The sequence below is a fragment of the Pandoraea oxalativorans genome, from assembly GCF_000972785.3.
GTDB classification, from domain to species: Bacteria; Pseudomonadota; Gammaproteobacteria; order Burkholderiales; family Burkholderiaceae; genus Pandoraea; species Pandoraea oxalativorans.
The window spans coordinates 4,352,206-4,368,179 of the sequence record NZ_CP011253.3 but is presented as its reverse complement, the minus strand read 5'-3'; the positions used below and the strand labels follow the sequence as shown (position 1 = coordinate 4,368,179).

Here is a 15,974-nt window from a genome sequence, read left to right as displayed (position 1 = left end):
CCGCTTTCAGTGCTTGCGTGCGAGTTCCGTGCCCGCGTCCGCCGGCAGTTGCCGTGTGACGGGAATGGACAGCCATGAGAAGAGGCCGACCACGAGGAAGGCGGGGATGAAGTCGCTCGCCACCAACTCGGTATGGCCGGCCAGTCGGCTGCTCGCCTGCAGCACCATCCCCGAAATCGTTACCCCAAGCCCCAGGGACAATTGCTGAACGACGCTGGCGAGACTGGTGGCGCGACTTGCGTCCTCGCTCGCGATGTCGGCGTAGACGATGGAGTTCAGACAGGTGAATTGCAGCGAAGGGAAGAAGCCGCCGAACGCCACGACGCCAAGCATGACGATGACCGGCGTATTGTGTGTGAACAGTCCGTACGAGGCGAGCGCCAGCCCGGCCAGTCCGGCGTTCACGATTAGCACCTGGCGGAAGCCGAATCGCGCCAGCACTCGCTGGGCAATCGCCTTCATGAAAATCGCGCCGAACGCCGAGGCGCAGGTGATCATGCCGGACTCGAACGGGTCCATGTGCAGACCTTCCTGTAGCGCCAGCGGCAACAGGAACGGCACCGCACCCAGGCCGATACGAAAGAGCGAACCGCCGAGCACGCTTGCATGGAACGTCGGAATGCGCATCAGACGGAAGTCCAGCAGCGGTGCTTCGACGCGGTTGGCGTGTCGCCAGTAGGCGTAGACGAATACGCCGCCCAGCACGCACATGGCGATCACGACCGTGTCGCTGACCTGATGCTCGCCGATCATCGCCAATCCCAGCATCAGCAGACCGCTGCCGAGTGCCGAGAGGATGAAGCCAATCGCGTCCAGCGGGCCTGCATCGCCACCGCGCTCGTTATCGATGTACTTCCCCGCGAGATAGATGCCGAGCAGGCTCACGGGAATATTGACGAAGAAGATCCAGCGCCAGTGCAGATACGCGGTGATGGCGCCTCCGAGCGGCGGCCCGATGACCGGGCCGAGCAGGGCGGGCATGGTCAGATACCCGATGGCTTTCACCAGATCGTGCTTGGGTACCGCGCGGAAGATCACGAGCCAGCCGACCGGCACCATCATCGCGCCGCCCACGCCTTGCAGGAAGCGGGCAAAGACGAAGGTCGGCAGCGAAAACGACACCGCGCAGAGAATCGAACCGGCCATGAAGATGCCGATGGCGGTGCGGAATACATTGCGCGCACCGAAGCGGTCGGAGACCCATCCGCAGATCGGAATGAAGATGCCCAGCCCGACCACGTATGCGGTGAGCGCCATCTTCAGTGAAATCGGATCCTGATGGAGGTCGCGTGCCATGGCTGGCAGCGAAGTGGTGATCACCGTGGCGTCGATGTTCTCCATGAACAAAGCGCAGGCGATGATGAGCGGGATGATGACGGCGCGCGACACGATGGGGGGAACGGCTGGCGCAAAGAGTCGGATTCTCCCACGATTTAAGCGTCCGCTTCAATCTCGCAAGCGACGTTCATCCCTTATTTGCCGCCAATCGGCGGCGTCCAGCCGGTAAAGCACGTGACGGCGCAGCCGGTGGCCGGGCGGAATCAGCGGGTGCAGAAAGTCTTCGTCGGGGCAGTGGCGCATGCCGATGCGTTGCATTACGGCGCGTGATCGAGCGTTGGCGGGCACCGTGAACGAAACGAGATCGTCCATGCCCAGCGTCTCGAAGGCGTAGCAAGCCGCGGCGTTGGCCGCTTCCGTCGCATATCCCTTCGACCACCAGGCGCGGGCGAGCCGCCAGCCAATTTCCACGGCCGGGACGAAAGGCGCATCGAACCCGACGCGCATCAGTCCGACGAAGCCCCCGAACGGCGTGACGCCAGGGATCTCCAGCGCCCACGGGCCGTAGCCGTGGGTGTCCAGATGCTGCGCCAGCCGCAGCGCGACTGCGTCGCTTTGCGCACGATCGAGCGTCGTCGGAAAGTGGCGCATGACGTCTCGATCGGCGTTGAGCGCGGCGAACAGCGGCAGGTCGCTGGTGCGCCACTGGCGCAGGATCGTGCGGCCAGTCGTGATGGTGGGTGCCTCGGTGTCGAAAGGCGAGGGTGAATCCGAGGCCGTCGTCGATGTCGTCATGCGTTCCTTCATGCGTCTCAATCCGTAGGAGATCGGTGCCAATTCAATTCGGGAATTGGCGAATTCGGTTAATCAGCAAATGCTTAATTCGACCGCCGAGGTTATGGCATTCGATCCGGATGGCCCGACAGTGCTGGCTTTGGCGGGCATCGGGGCGCTGGCGAATTAGCTTATCTTACGAAAACTTCCCGGATTCGTGAAATCAGATTCCCGTATGAGTTTGACGTATACGTCAACAAAAAATGACAGTTTGCCTGGTGCCGCAATTTGTTCGTATGCCGACTCGTGGACGCTCTTCACCTGTAATGCGGACGAGATGTTGACGTATTTCGTTAAATCCTCAACTCAACTTATCCGTAAATTGCGGCAGTCGGTTGAGAATTGTCCGAATGATTGCAGTGCTTCGGATAACAGAATGATCGGAATGCGCTTAAATATTTGTGATCGTATATTTTGATGCGTCGATTTATGTGAAAACGCGATGTGCCGGGCGACTCGAAGGGATAGACGAGGAAAGCTTTCTAACCCTTGCAGCATGAAGCGTGAACCAATAGTGCCGTGTGGAGTCCTCAGCAGCGGCCAGAGGATTCATCTCATATCGCGGCGGAATTGCCGGTGGCCCCAACTTGTTTTCGGAGGGGTTATGGGGTGAAGGATGGTGACGGCAATCCCGGATATATGCCCCGACTCTGTGCATTTTCTGAAGTGTCCCTCGGACAATTCAATGCAATTTCTGCGTCCACAGACTCATTTGATGGAAATGCGGTTTTCAAATTATTAAAACTCGTGCTATTTTAAGTGGCGATCCATTTTTAACAAGGTAAGGACACGCCAGATGGCAAGCTATAAGGAACTCGTCGCGCAACGCGACAAAATCGAAAAGCAGATCGAAGAGGCCCGCGCCCGTGAAGTGGCTCAGGTCATTGCCGCAGTCAAACAGAAGATCGAGGAATACGAACTCACCGCGAAGGATCTCGGTCTTGCGACGACGGACGGCCGCCGCCGCCCGGCCCGCGCGCCCATCGCTCCGAAGTACCGCAACCCCGAGACCGGCGAAGTGTGGTCGGGCCGTGGTCGCGCGCCGAAGTGGATTGGCAAGAACCGCGAGAAATTCCTGATCGCGAAGTAATTCGCCGGCGTTAGCCGGACTGGCATTGCCGGTCACATGCCAGGGAGGTTGGGGAGTCAATATCGCTGTGCCTCACTCGCACAGTCTTTGCCATCTCTCCATCGTGTCCCTGTGAGCAGTAAAGCGCAGCCCAGTAGTCGCATTGCCCCCCAACCCGGATCGCCTGGCTGTGGCTTGATGTGATGCAGTGCCGTAAAAGTCAAAACCCGCCGTTCGTTCATCGACGGCGGGTTTTTTCATTCAGCGGGAATCGGCGCGGGCGTCCGGTATTCGAAGCACTTTGTCCCCCTGTCCGTCGTTCTCTTACCCCTCTGCACCGGGATCGTCCGGCGGGAACATCAACGTGACCTGCAAGCCACCGGAGGCGCGGTTGGCGAAGGAGACGCGTCCGCCGAGTTGCTGAGTGAGCTTATCGACGATGGCGAGACCGAGGCCGCAATGGGCATTGCCGCCGCGCGCCGGGTCGAGGCGCACGAACGGGCGCACGATACGATTGATGTCTTCGTTTGGAATGCCCGGGCCGCTGTCCTCGATCACAAGACGCCAGCCACTTGCGTCTTGCGACGTGCGGATCGTCAGCGGCGCGCGGCCATACGTCACGGCGTTATCGAGCAGATTGTTCACGATGCGCTCCAGATACGTCTGGCGCAGTTTGAAGCCTGGCCCGGCCTGCAAGTCCAGGTCGATGGTGTATCCCAGATCGAGGAACGGCGCGATCAGCGAGGGGATACGGGCTTCGACGGGCGAGGCGGCGCTGTCGAGCTCGACGCCACGCGCGAACAGCAGGAACTGGTCGACGATGCGCGTCATCGATTCGGCGTCGCGGGTGATGCCTTCGCTCATCTGCACGTCGTCGAGCATCTCGGCGCGCAGACGTAGTCTTGCGAGCGGCGTTTTCAGATCGTGCGCAATGCCGGCGAGCATCGTATTGCGCTCCCGGTCGGTCTGGACGATGTCCTGACTCATGCGATTAAAACGCTCAGTCAATTGCCGCAGTTCCAGCGGGCCGCGCTCTTTGACCTGCGTTCGAACGCGATGGGTCGCCAGTTGTTCGGCGGCGGCCGCCATGTCACGTACGGGGCGCTGCAATTGCCACGCGGCGAACAACGCGAAGATGACGGTGATCCCCAGCACGGCGGCCAGACCCGGAAGAATCGTTGCGGTCCCGGGCGGATTTCGTACGGACAGTACGGGTGTCGCAATCCAGTAGTCACGGCCCGGCAGACGCGCCCAGATCCGTGGCGGCGGCGTGCGTTCCACACGCAATTGCGTGCCGGCAGGCAGACGACGGGCGAGTTCGGTCGTCAGGCGCGCGCTCTTGCTGGCCGGTTCGAAAACATCGCCGTGCGCGAACGAGACGGGCACGACCTGAACGAGATCGGGCAGCGTGAGCGTCGAATTACCTTCGTGGACCTCGGACGCCGCCTTGATGATGAACGCCATCTGTTCGGCGGCGTTCTGCACGCGCATCTCGTCGTGATCGCTGCGAAGAATCGTGAGATACGAGAAGTGACTGATGACCAGCGCCGCGATGATAAGCACCGCGAGTCGGCCGAACAGCGTGTCGAAACGGCCCTTCATGCGGTGGCCATGTCGGCGCGTTGGCCGTCGGGAACGAAGATATAGCCGCGTCCGCGCACGGTCTGAATAAAGCGCGGGCTTTGGGCATCCTCGTCGAGCAGACGGCGCAGGCGCCAGATCTGCACGTCGATGCCGCGATCGTTCACGTCGCTGTCGGCACCGTACAGCAGTTCGATAATGCGTTCGCGCGACAAGACCTGCATCGCGTGGTTTACCAGCAGGCGCAGCAGGCCGTATTCACCGTCCGAGAGCGTGAGCAATTGCGAGTCGCGGGTCAGCGTGCGGCTGCGGAAGTCGAGCATGAACGGGCCAAACGCGTAATTCTCGCGCTGCTCCGGAACGGCGGCGTCGGGCGTCTTGCGACGGCGCAGCACGGCGTTGATGCGCGCGAGCAGTTCGCGCGGGCTGAAGGGCTTGCCCAGATAGTCGTCGGCGCCGATCTCCAGTCCGACGATACGGTCGATTTCGTCGCTGCGTGCAGTGAGCAGAATCACCGGCACGTCGTCGTTGCGCGCGCGCAGGTCGCGCAGTGCAGTCAGACCGTCCACCTTGGGCATCATCAGATCGAGCACGATCAGGGCCGGGCGCTCGCGCTCAAGGCGTGCGGCCAGCCCTTCGCCGTCGTGCATGACTGCGACGGAGAAGCCGTGGCGGCTCAAATACTCGCGCAGCAGGTCACGCAGATCGGGATCGTCGTCGACAACAAGAATCTTCATATTCGCTCGGACAGGTTGTGTCGTCATGATAGTGGCCCCGCTGCGCGGCTTTGCACGTGTTTTGTTTCCGGAAATTACAGTCTTGGTCGCCTGTAACGATGCGTAATAATAGTGCGAGCCGCGATAACACAGGAAACACGCGCGGATTTCATCCGGGTCGAGTAAGCTTCGGTCTCTTAATCAGACTGCCTGATGAGCCCTGACGGAATCGGTTTTGCCGGTGTTTCGTCGCGCGTCATCCTTCATCGGCGGTCGGTCTGGCAGTCAATCGCACACCCAATCGCACGTCTCACCTCACGGGAACGCTGCGCCAAGGCACTGCACAGCGATGCACGGCAAGACGATGTAAGGCCTCTGCGGACATGACCGGCAGGCACGTGCGAACCATCGCTCGTCCGGCCGGTCATTTAGCAGCGTCGGACAATTCCGATCGACGGCACAGAGAAAACTCTTGTAACAAGCGATCCCATCGAGCTGTTACAACCGTCTGCTATGCTGGTCAGCCAATGAGGTGCATGCCGCTGTTCCTGGGCTTTCCGGGCAGTTTGCCGCACCGCAGCAAACCAAAGAAAAGAACGTCGTCCGCATTGGACGAATCCGCCAACTACTCCGCTGTTACGAGGAAGTCATGACCGAGCACGGTCCCCACGGTTCCGAAAAACCGAACGGTTCTGAGCGTTCGCCTGCCCCGCAGGTGCCGCCGACGCCCCCGGTTTCGCCGACATCCACCGAGCCGTCGCGCAAGCGCCGTTGGCTTGTGCCGGGCATTCTCGGACTGATCGTCGTGCTTATCGCCGGGGGTGTTTACTACCGTCTGCACTCGCAGAACGCCCAGGGGCCTGCGCAGGCCGGTGGCCGCCGGGGCGGGCCGCCGGCGGGCATGGCGGGCGCGGGCGCGCCGGCTACACCGGTCACAGCCGTCACGGCAAAGACCGGCGACCTGCCAGTCTTCCTCAACGGGCTGGGTACCGTCACGCCGACGCGTAGCGTCACCGTGCACTCGCGCGTGGACGGCCAGCTCATGAAGGTGCATTTCAAGGAAGGCGATCTCGTCAAGGCGGGGCAACTGCTCGCCGAGATCGATCCGCGTCCGTTCCAGGTGCAGGTCACCCAGATGGAAGGCCAGTTGGCGCGCGATCAGGCGCTGCTCAAGAATGCGCAGCTCGACCTCGCACGATACGAAACGCTGCTCAAGCAGGATTCGATTGCCACGCAGACGGTCGACACGCAGCGCGCACTCGTCAAGCAATACGAAGGGACCGTCAAGTCAGATCAGGGCCAACTCGACAATGCACGCTTGCAATTGACCTATGCGAGCGTCACGGCGCCGGTCTCCGGCCTCGCCGGGTTACGTCAGGTCGATCCGGGCAACATCATCCACGCTTCGGATACCAACGGGATCGTCATTATCAACGAGGTCACGCCGATCACTGTCGTCTACACCATTCCCGAAGACAGCCTGCCGAAGGTCGTCAAGCGCTCGCGCGGCGGCGAGACGCTGCCCGTCGAGGCGTTCGACCGGGCAGGCAAGATCAGGCTGGCCGACGGCAAGCTCGCCTCCATCGACAACCAGATCGATACGACGACGGGCACGGTCAAGCTCAAGGCCGAGTTCGCCAACGCCGACGGCATGCTGTTCCCGAATCAGTTCGTCAACGTGAAGATGCTGGTGGACACGCTCAAGGGCGTGACGCTCATTCCGAGCGCCGCGGTTCAGCGCGGCACGCAGGGCAGTTTCGTGTACACCGTCCAGCCGGACCAGACGGTCAAGCTCAAGACGGTGAAGCTCGGACCGACCGACGGCACGAACATGGCGGTGGAGTCCGGGATCGATCCTGGCGAGAAGCTCGTGATCGACGGCATGGACAAGCTGCGCGACGGCGCGAAGGTCGAAGTGATCACGGCAGAGAGCCGAGCCGCAGCGGTCGCGCCGCGCGCCCCGGGCGAGAGGCGTAACGGCAACGGCGGCGGGTCTCGCCGTCAGGCGCAGTGAGCCGCAGTGAGCCATACCCACCAACGTCGCTCATGAATCCGTCACGTCAGTTTATTCTCCGACCGGTCGCCACATCGTTGCTGATGCTGGCGATTCTGCTTGCCGGTTTCGTTGCCTACCGGCTGCTGCCGCTCTCCGCACTGCCGGAAGTCGACTATCCGACCATTCAGGTCGTCACGCTGTATCCGGGCGCGAGCCCGGATGTAATGACCTCATCGGTGACCGCGCCGCTGGAGCGTCAGTTCGGGCAGATGCCGGGCCTGAACCAGATGTCGTCGACCAGTTCGGGTGGGGCGTCGGTGATCACGCTCCAGTTCTCGCTCGACCTCGGCCTCGACGTGGCCGAGCAGGAGGTGCAGGCCGCGATCAACAGCGCCAGCAACCTGCTGCCGAGCGATCTGCCGATGCCGCCGATCTATAACAAGGTCAATCCGGCGGATACCCCGATCCTGACGTTGGCGATCATGTCGAAGACCATGCCGCTGCCGAAGCTGCAGGATCTGGTCGACACGCGCGTGGCGCAGAAGATTTCACAGTTGCCGGGCATCGGTCTGGTGAGCATTTCCGGCGGGCAGCGCCCGGCCGTGCGGATTCAGGTCAACCCGCGTGCCATCACGTCCTATGGGCTGAACATCGAAGACGTTCGTACTTCGATTGCGGCCGCTAACGTCAATCAGGCGAAGGGGAGTTTCGACGGTCCGCTGCGCGCGTCGGCCATCGACGCGAACGACCAGTTGGCGTCCGCAGACGAATATCGCAATCTCGTCATCGCCTATAAGAATGGCGGGCCGATTCGTCTGTCCGACATCGCCGATGTGATCGACGGCGCGGAGAACACCAAGCTCGCTGCGTGGGCCGACACCACCCCGGCCATCGTGCTGAACGTGCAGCGTCAGCCGGGGGCGAACGTGATCGAGACCGTCAATAAGGTCAAGGCTTTGCTGCCGCAATTGCAGGCAGCGCTGCCGGGCAGCATCGACGTGCAACTGCTGACCGATCGCACCACGACGATCCGTGCGTCGGTCTCGGACGTTCAGTTCGAATTGATTCTTGCCGTCGCTCTGGTGGTGATGGTGATTTTCGTCTTTCTGCGCAATGTATCGGCCACCATTATTCCGAGTGTGGCGGTGCCGCTCTCGCTGATCGGTACCTTTGGCGTCATGTATCTCGCCGGCTTCTCGATCAATAACCTGACGCTCATGGCGCTGACCATTGCGACTGGCTTCGTGGTCGATGACGCCATCGTGATGATCGAGAACATCGCCCGGTATATGGAGCAGGGTGAGAAGCCGTTGCAGGCGGCGCTCAAGGGGGCCGAGCAGATCGGCTTCACCATCATTTCGCTCACGTTCTCGCTGATCGCCGTGCTGATTCCGCTCCTGTTCATGGGCGACGTGGTGGGCCGTCTGTTCCGCGAGTTCGCGGTTACGCTGGCGGTTTCGATTCTGATTTCGGCGGTGGTGTCGCTGACGCTGACGCCGATGATGTGCGCCAAGTTGCTGCGTCACGTGCCGCAGGAGAAGCAGGGCAAGTTCTATCGCAAGACCGGCGAGTTGTTCGATCGCATTATTGCGAAGTACGGCGAATGGCTCACGTGGGTGCTTGATCGCCAGCGGGCCACGCTGCTCGTCGCGCTCGGCACGCTGGTGCTGACGGTGTTGCTCTACCTGTGGGTGCCGAAGGGCTTCTTCCCGGTGCAGGACACCGGCGTGATCCAGGGCATTTCCGAAGCGCCTCAATCCATTTCGTTTGCGGCGATGGGCGAGCGTCAGCAGGCGCTCGTCGCGCAGGTGCTTAAAGATCCCGCCGTCGAATCGGTGTCGTCGTTCATCGGCGTGGATGGCGTGAACGCCACGCTCAATAGCGGGCGTTTGCTCATCAACCTGAAAGACAAGGCGGCACGCGGGATCGACGCCTCCGAGGTGATTCGCCGGATTCAGCCCGAAGTCGCGAAGGTCCCCGGCATCGCGCTCTATATGCAGCCGGTACAGGATCTGACGATTGAAGACCGTATCAGCCGCACGCAGTATCAGTTCACGTTGCAGGATCCCAGCCTCGATACGCTGGGCGTCTGGGTGCCGAAGCTGGTCGACAAGTTGCAACACGTGCCGCAACTGGCCGATGTGACAAGCGACTTGCAGGTCAACGGCTTGCAGGCGTATGTGGAGATCGACCGCGATACGGCGAGTCGTCTGGGCGTGACGCCTGCGGCTGTCGATCAGACGCTATACAGCGCTTTCGGCCAGCGCCTGATTTCTACGATCTATACGCAGGCGTCGCAGTATCGCGTGGTGCTGGAAGTGGCCAACGACTTCCAGCGCGGGCCGGATGCGCTCAAGGGTATTTACGTCGCGTCGACGACGGGCGTGCAGGTGCCGCTCACGTCGTTCGCAAAGATTATCGAGAAACCCACGCCGCTGGCGATCAACCATCAGGCGCAATTCCCGGCGGCAACAATCTCGTTCAATCTGGCCAAGGGGGCATCGCTCGGTGACGCGGTGAAGGCGATTACCGAAGCGGAACAGTCCATCGGCTTGCCGGTGAGCACGCAGACGACTTTCCAGGGCGCTGCACAGGCGTTCCAGGCGTCCCTCTCGAATACGCTGTGGCTGATTCTCGCGGCGGTCGTCACGATGTATATCGTTCTGGGCGTGCTCTACGAGAGCTACATTCATCCGATCACCATTTTGTCGACGCTGCCGTCGGCCGGCGTGGGTGCGCTGCTTGCGCTCATGGTTTCGGGCAACGACATCAGCGTCATCGCGATCATCGGCATCATTCTGCTGATCGGCATTGTGAAGAAGAACGCCATCATGATGATCGACTTCGCGCTCGAAGCGGAGCGCGAGCATGGCATGGCACCGCGCGAGGCGATTTATCAGGCGTGCCTGCTGCGGTTCCGGCCGATTCTGATGACGACGATGGCCGCTGTGCTGGGCGCGTTGCCGCTGATGCTCGGCTCCGGTGTCGGCTCCGAGTTGCGTCAGCCGCTCGGTATCACGATGGTCGGCGGTCTCATGGTCAGTCAGGTGCTCACGCTCTTCACCACGCCGGTGATCTACCTGTGGTTCGACCGCTGGGCGATGCGGGCGCGTGCATGGCGCGAGCGTCGCTTCGGACCGTCGGATAGCGAAGGTCACGACGATCATGGCGGTCATGGTGGCCCGGGGGGGGCCGGTCCTGCCGGTGCGGTGACAACGGACGGTCCGGCACGATGAACCTGTCGGCTGTCTTCATCAAGCGCTCGGTCGCGACCGTACTGCTCACCATCGGGGTGACGCTGGCGGGCATCGTTGCCTTCGGGTTGTTGCCGGTCTCGCCATTGCCGCAGGTGGACTTTCCGACGATCTCGGTGTCGGCGTCGCTGCCCGGCGCGAGTCCGGAAACGATGGCGGCCAGCGTGGCCACGCCGCTGGAGCGTTCGCTCGGACGCATCGCCGGTGTTACGGAAATGACGTCGAACAGCACGCTCGGCTCGACCCGCATCACACTGCAATTCGACCTGTCGCGCGATATCAACGGCGCGGCACGCGACGTGCAGGCGGCGATCAACGCGGCACGCAGCTTGCTGCCAACGGGCTTGCCGAGCAATCCGACCTATCGCAAGGTGAACCCGGCGAGTGCGCCGGTGATGATCATTGCGCTGACGTCCGAGAGCATGACACGCGGCCAGATGTACGACGCGGCATCGACCATCCTCGCGCAGAAGATCTCGCAACTCGAAGGGGTGGGCGACGTCACGGTGGGCGGCAGCTCGCTACCGGCCGTGCGCGTCGAACTCAATCCCACGGCGCTCAACAAGTATCAGATTCCGCTTGAGACGGTGCGTACTGCGATTCAGGCCGTGAATGCGAACCGACCGAAGGGCGCGCTTGAAGACGGCGACCGCCGCTGGCAGATTCTTGCCAACGATCAGGCGAAGACCGCCAAGGAATATCTGCCGGTCATCGTCGCCTATCAGGACGGACGTCCGGTGCGACTCTCCGATATCGCCGATGTGGTCGACTCGGTGCAGGACGTGCGCAATGCCGGTTCCGCCAACGGCAAGCCCTCGGTGCTGCTCATCATTACGACGCAGCCCGGTGCGAACATCATTCAGACGGTCGACGGCATCAACAAGATCCTGCCGAACCTGCGCGCTTCGATTCCGGCGGCGATCAATCTCGACGTGGTGATGGACCGGACGCCGACGATCCGGGCGTCGCTCAAGGAAGTCGAGCGCACGCTGCTGATCTCGATTGCGCTCGTGATCATGGTCGTGTTCCTGTTCTTGCGGAACTGGCGCGCCACACTGATTCCGAGCGTGGCCGTGCCGGTCTCGCTGATCGGCACATTTGGGATCATGTATCTGTGCGGCTTCAGTCTCGATAATCTGTCGCTCATGGCGCTCACCATTGCGACGGGCTTTGTCGTCGACGATGCCATCGTGGTGCTGGAGAACATCTCCCGGCATATCGAAGAGGGCTTGAGTCCGTTCGCGGCGGCGCTCAAAGGGACGCGCGAAGTCGGCTTCACCGTACTCTCGATGAGCATTTCGCTGGTGGCGGTGTTCATCCCGCTGCTGCTCATGGGCGGCATCGTCGGCCGCCTGTTCCGCGAGTTTGCGGTCACGCTGTCGGCGGCGATCATGGTCTCGCTCGTCGTGTCGCTGACGACCACGCCGATGATGTGCGCACGGCTGCTCAAAGGGCGGGCCGCGCCGGGTGTGCCCGCCGACACCGCGCCGCTTGCGTCTGAACCGCCCAAACCGCCGTCCGTCTGGATGCGCATGGGCAACTGGACCGAGCGCATGTTCGAGGCGATGCTGCGCGAGTACGAGCGCTCGCTTGCCTGGGCGCTGCGCCACGGTCCGCTCATGCTGCTGATTCTGCTGGCGACGATCTGTCTGAACGTCTGGCTCTACATGGTGGTGCCGAAAGGCTTCTTCCCTCAGCAGGACACCGGGCGGATGATCGGCTTCATTCAGGCCGACCAGGCGATCTCGTTCCAGGCCATGGAGAAGAAGCTCGCAGACTTCATCAAGATCGTGCAGGCCGATCCCGATGTCGCAACGGTCACGGGTTTCACTGGCGGTTCGAATCGCAACGGCGGGTCGATGTTCGTCACGCTCAAGCCGCTGGGCGAGCGAAAGGTGACGGCCGATCAGGTGATTGCACGTTTGCGGGGCAAGCTGGCCAAGGAGCCGGGCGCGATGCTGTACCTGCAATCCGTGCAGGACATCCGCGTGGGCGGGCGTTCGAGCAATGCGCAGTATCAGTACACCTTGCAGGCGGACGACCTCCAGCAGTTGCGGGAGTGGGAGCCGAAGGTGCGCAATGCGATTTCGCGTCTGCCGAATCTCACCGACGTGAACACCGATCAGCAGGACAAGGGCCTTCAGACTACGCTCGACGTCGATCGCGATCAGGCGTCGCGGCTCGGTCTGACGATGAGCCAGATCGACAACGTACTCAACGACGCGTTCGGTCAGCGCCAGGTCTCGACCATCTACAACCCGCTCAATCAGTACAAGGTCGTCATGGAAGTGGCCCCGCAATGGTGGCAAAGTCCGGAGTCGCTCAAGGACATTTACGTGGTGACGTCGGCGGGGGCTCAGGTGCCGCTTTCGGCCTTCGCGCGTTATCGTCCGACGAATACGGCATTGGGCGTGTCGCATCAGGGCCAGTTCGCCGCGAGTACGATTTCGTTCAATCTGCCGGCGGGCGTGTCGCTTTCGCAGGCGCAGGCGTCGATCAACGATGCGGTGGGGCGTCTTGGCATGCCGACGTCGGTGCAGGGCAGTTTCCAGGGCACGGCGCAGGCGTTCCAGTCGGCATTGTCCTCGCAGCCCATCCTGATTCTGACGGCGCTGTTGACGGTGTACATCGTGCTGGGGGTGCTCTATGAGAGTTACATCCACCCGCTCACGATTCTGTCGACGCTGCCGTCGGCGGGCGTGGGCGCGTTGCTGGCGCTGCTGTTGTTCAATACCGAGTTCAGCATCATCGCGCTCATCGGCGTGATTCTGCTGATCGGCATCGTGAAGAAGAACGCGATCATGATGATCGACTTCGCGCTCGATGCGGAGCGACGTCACAACTTGCCGCCGCGCGAGGCGATCTTCAAGGCGTGCGTACTGCGTTTCCGTCCGATCATGATGACGACGATGGCGGCCATGCTTGGCGCGATTCCGCTGGCGCTGGGTACCGGCGACGGCGCCGAACTGCGCCAGCCGCTGGGCATCTCCATCGTGGGCGGCCTGCTCGTGAGTCAGGTACTCACGCTCTATACGACGCCGGTGGTGTATCTGTATCTCGATCGTGTGCGGCTGCGCTGGATGCGTTGGCGCGCACGTGGCCAGACCGGCCACAGCGACGTCGGGGAGATTGGCCATGGCTGATGCAATGCGTGATGCGCTCCCGTCGACGGCTGCGCTGGCGCCCCTGACTCCCGGCGCGTCCTCAACGTTTGACGCCTTTGCCGTCTCAGTTAATTCAGTGACCTCTGTTGCGGCCGAAGGGCCGATGTCCGCTATGCCTCGTACCGTAAATCGTCAAATGTCCAACGATCGCTCTCACGCCGCTGCCGTGAGGGGGGCGAATGCACCCGGGCGTGGATTGGGAGTGTCGCCGCGCGTGCGTCGTTCGGCAACGGTCCTCGCGGCGAGTGCGGTGTTGTGGCTTGCGGGGTGCGCGCTGGGGCCGGACTACGTTCGCCCGGAGATCGACACACCGGCGGCGTTCAAGGAAACCGGTGACTGGAAACTGGCCGAGCCGAACGACGCAGCCGACAAGGGCGAGTGGTGGGCCATTTATCAGGATCCGGTGCTTGCCGATCTGATGTCTCAGGTCGACATCAACAACCAGAACATCAAGCTAGCGGAGGCGAACTATCGTCAGGCGCTCGCGGTGGCGGGGCAGGCCCGCGCGGCCTTCTTCCCGACGATCGGTGCCGATGCGGGTGTGACGCGCAGCAGTTCGCGCGTGAGCAATACGGCCATCAGCGGCTCGGGCGTGGGAGGGATTTCCAACAGCTACAGCTTGTCGGGAACGGCAAGCTGGGAACTGGATATCTGGGGCAGCGTGCGCCGGTCGGTGGAGGCCGGTAATGCGAGCGCCGAGGCAAGCGCGGCGGATCTGGCGAACGCACGTCTGTCGGCGCAGGCGTTGCTCGCCCAGAACTACTTCGATCTGCGCGTGACAGATGCGCAAAAAGCGCTGCTTGGGCGCACCGTCGCAGCCTACGAGCAGACGCTGAAACTCACGCAGAACCAATATGCCGTGGGCGTCGCGCAACGTTCGGACGTCATTCAGGCGCAGACACAATTGCAGCAGGCACAAGCGTCCGCGCTCGATATCGAAGTGACGCGTGCGCAGCTCGAGCACGCCATCGCGCTACTCGTCGGCAAGGCCCCGGCCGTGTTCTCTCTGACGCCTGCACCACTGCGCGCCGCCTTGCCACCCGTGCCGGTCAGCTTGCCGTCGAAACTGCTGGAGCGTCGTCCCGACATCGCGTCGGCGGAACGTTCGGTGGTCGCCGCGAACGCGAAGATCGGCGTGGCGAAGGCCGCATTTTTCCCGACGCTTTCCCTTTCGGCCACGGGGGGATTCCAGAGCAACAGCTTTGCGGACTGGCTGACATTGCCGAGTCGTTTCTGGTCGGTCGGCCCGGCGCTCGCGGCGACATTGTTCGATGGTGGCTTGCGACGCGCACAGACCGACGCGGCGATTGCCGCCTACGACGCGCAAGTCGCGACGTACCGCCAGACCGTGCTCACGGCATTCCAGTCGGTCGAGGACAATCTGGCGGCGCTTAACTATCTGGGACGCGAGGCCGCCGTACAGAATCAGGCGGTCCAGTCGGCTCAGGAAGCGGCGCAACTGATCCTCAACCAGTACAAGGCTGGGACCGTCGGATTCCAGAATGTGCTGACGGCGCAGGCGACTGCGTACACCACGGAGCGTACGGCCCTGACCATTCTCGGCCGGCAGTTCACCGCGAATGTGTTGCTCGTGACGGCACTCGGCGGTGGCTGGCATGGACTGCCGCAGGACGGTGCGGCAGCAAGCGGCGCGGCCAGTGGCGGGGCCGAAGCGCCGAACGGCGGCAAGGCGTCGGGGCCCTCCGCGCAGGAATAACTACGCATCTCGGGAGGCGCGCAACGCGCCGACCATCAAATCCAGCGCAGGTGTTTAAGGTAATTCCGACTTTCGCAAACGGAATGCCGCAAACCCGAGCTGCGAATCTTCCGGTCGACGGTGACGCGAGTAGCACAAACTCCCTCGTTGTGTGTCTGTGCAATTTCACGTCCGTGCAAGTCGCTTCAAGTAGTTAGCGTGCAGTACCCGCTCTATCAGGCTGCATGCGGGCCTCCCCCGGATGGACCACACTGCGTGGCAAGCGGCTGCGTCCGATACAACTATGTGACGTTTCCCATCCGGTCGGCCTGTTCCCTTTTTGCCAGAATGGACCCGCTTCGTTGTGACGGCCGACGCGAAGCACC

At 62.3% G+C, this 15,974-nt stretch carries 9 protein-coding genes; 5 read left to right on the top strand and 4 right to left on the bottom strand.

Annotated features, from left to right (window positions below):
• Positions 1-6: 6 nt before the first annotated feature.
• Entirely contained in the window at positions 7-1,341 is a 1,335-nt protein-coding gene (locus MB84_RS19160) for an MFS transporter (RefSeq protein WP_046294002.1), read from the bottom strand.
• A 105-nt stretch (positions 1,342-1,446) separates the two neighbouring features.
• Positions 1,447-2,085 (bottom strand): GNAT family N-acetyltransferase, encoded by a 639-nt coding sequence (locus tag MB84_RS19155; protein WP_157122790.1) that lies wholly within the window; start codon positions 2,083-2,085, stop codon positions 1,447-1,449.
• 823 nt (positions 2,086-2,908) lie between these two features.
• On the opposite strand from MB84_RS19155, the gene MB84_RS19150 reads away from it, so the two are divergent.
• A complete protein-coding gene (locus tag MB84_RS19150; protein ID WP_046292914.1) occupies positions 2,909-3,202 on the top strand; it encodes an H-NS histone family protein in 294 nt (97 codons plus the stop codon).
• A gap of 303 nt (positions 3,203-3,505) precedes the next feature.
• Here the strand turns inward: MB84_RS19150 and MB84_RS19145 are convergent, their stop codons facing one another.
• Both MB84_RS19145 and MB84_RS19140 read right to left on the bottom strand, forming a co-directional pair.
• On the bottom strand, positions 3,506-4,783 hold the full coding sequence (locus tag MB84_RS19145) for an ATP-binding protein (protein ID WP_046292913.1): 1,278 nt from the start codon (positions 4,781-4,783) through the stop codon (positions 3,506-3,508).
• Complete coding sequence (locus MB84_RS19140; protein ID WP_039400753.1) at positions 4,780-5,499, bottom strand: response regulator; 720 nt, start codon at positions 5,497-5,499, stop codon at positions 4,780-4,782. Before MB84_RS19140 ends, MB84_RS19145 begins: the two co-directional genes overlap by 4 nt.
• Before the next feature lie 628 nt (positions 5,500-6,127).
• Here MB84_RS19140 and MB84_RS19135 point away from each other — a divergent pair.
• The 4 genes from MB84_RS19135 (at position 6,128) to MB84_RS19120 (ending at position 15,609) form a co-directional block, all read left to right on the top strand.
• The gene (locus MB84_RS19135; RefSeq protein WP_046292912.1) at positions 6,128-7,492 is read left to right on the top strand and encodes an MdtA/MuxA family multidrug efflux RND transporter periplasmic adaptor subunit; all 1,365 of its coding nucleotides are present in this window, start codon (positions 6,128-6,130) and stop codon (positions 7,490-7,492) included.
• A gap of 32 nt (positions 7,493-7,524) precedes the next feature.
• Positions 7,525-10,710: an MdtB/MuxB family multidrug efflux RND transporter permease subunit gene (locus tag MB84_RS19130; RefSeq protein WP_046292911.1), complete on the top strand. Its 3,186-nt coding sequence runs from the start codon at positions 7,525-7,527 to the stop codon at positions 10,708-10,710.
• The gene (locus MB84_RS19125) at positions 10,707-13,871 is read left to right on the top strand and encodes a multidrug efflux RND transporter permease subunit (protein ID WP_046292910.1); all 3,165 of its coding nucleotides are present in this window, start codon (positions 10,707-10,709) and stop codon (positions 13,869-13,871) included. The genes MB84_RS19130 and MB84_RS19125 overlap by 4 nt, the downstream gene beginning before the upstream one ends.
• Before the next feature lie 157 nt (positions 13,872-14,028).
• Positions 14,029-15,609 (top strand): efflux transporter outer membrane subunit, encoded by a 1,581-nt coding sequence (locus MB84_RS19120; RefSeq protein ID WP_425415870.1) that lies wholly within the window; start codon positions 14,029-14,031, stop codon positions 15,607-15,609.
• Positions 15,610-15,974 lie beyond the last annotated feature (365 nt).

Excerpts from the sequence above, each read along its gene's own strand:
- MB84_RS19160 (WP_046294002.1), bottom strand. The coding sequence starts at position 1,341 with ATGGAGAACATCGACGCCACGGTGATCACCACTTCGCTGCCAGCCATG.
- MB84_RS19155 (WP_157122790.1), bottom strand. The coding sequence starts at position 2,085 with ATGAAGGAACGCATGACGACATCGACGACGGCCTCGGATTCACCCTCG.
- MB84_RS19150 (WP_046292914.1), top strand. The coding sequence starts at position 2,909 with ATGGCAAGCTATAAGGAACTCGTCGCGCAACGCGACAAAATCGAAAAG.
- MB84_RS19145 (WP_046292913.1), bottom strand. The coding sequence starts at position 4,783 with ATGAAGGGCCGTTTCGACACGCTGTTCGGCCGACTCGCGGTGCTTATC.
- MB84_RS19140 (WP_039400753.1), bottom strand. The coding sequence starts at position 5,499 with ATGAAGATTCTTGTTGTCGACGACGATCCCGATCTGCGTGACCTGCTG.
- MB84_RS19135 (WP_046292912.1), top strand. The coding sequence starts at position 6,128 with ATGACCGAGCACGGTCCCCACGGTTCCGAAAAACCGAACGGTTCTGAG.
- MB84_RS19130 (WP_046292911.1), top strand. The coding sequence starts at position 7,525 with ATGAATCCGTCACGTCAGTTTATTCTCCGACCGGTCGCCACATCGTTG.
- MB84_RS19125 (WP_046292910.1), top strand. The coding sequence starts at position 10,707 with ATGAACCTGTCGGCTGTCTTCATCAAGCGCTCGGTCGCGACCGTACTG.
- MB84_RS19120 (WP_425415870.1), top strand. The coding sequence starts at position 14,029 with ATGTCCAACGATCGCTCTCACGCCGCTGCCGTGAGGGGGGCGAATGCA.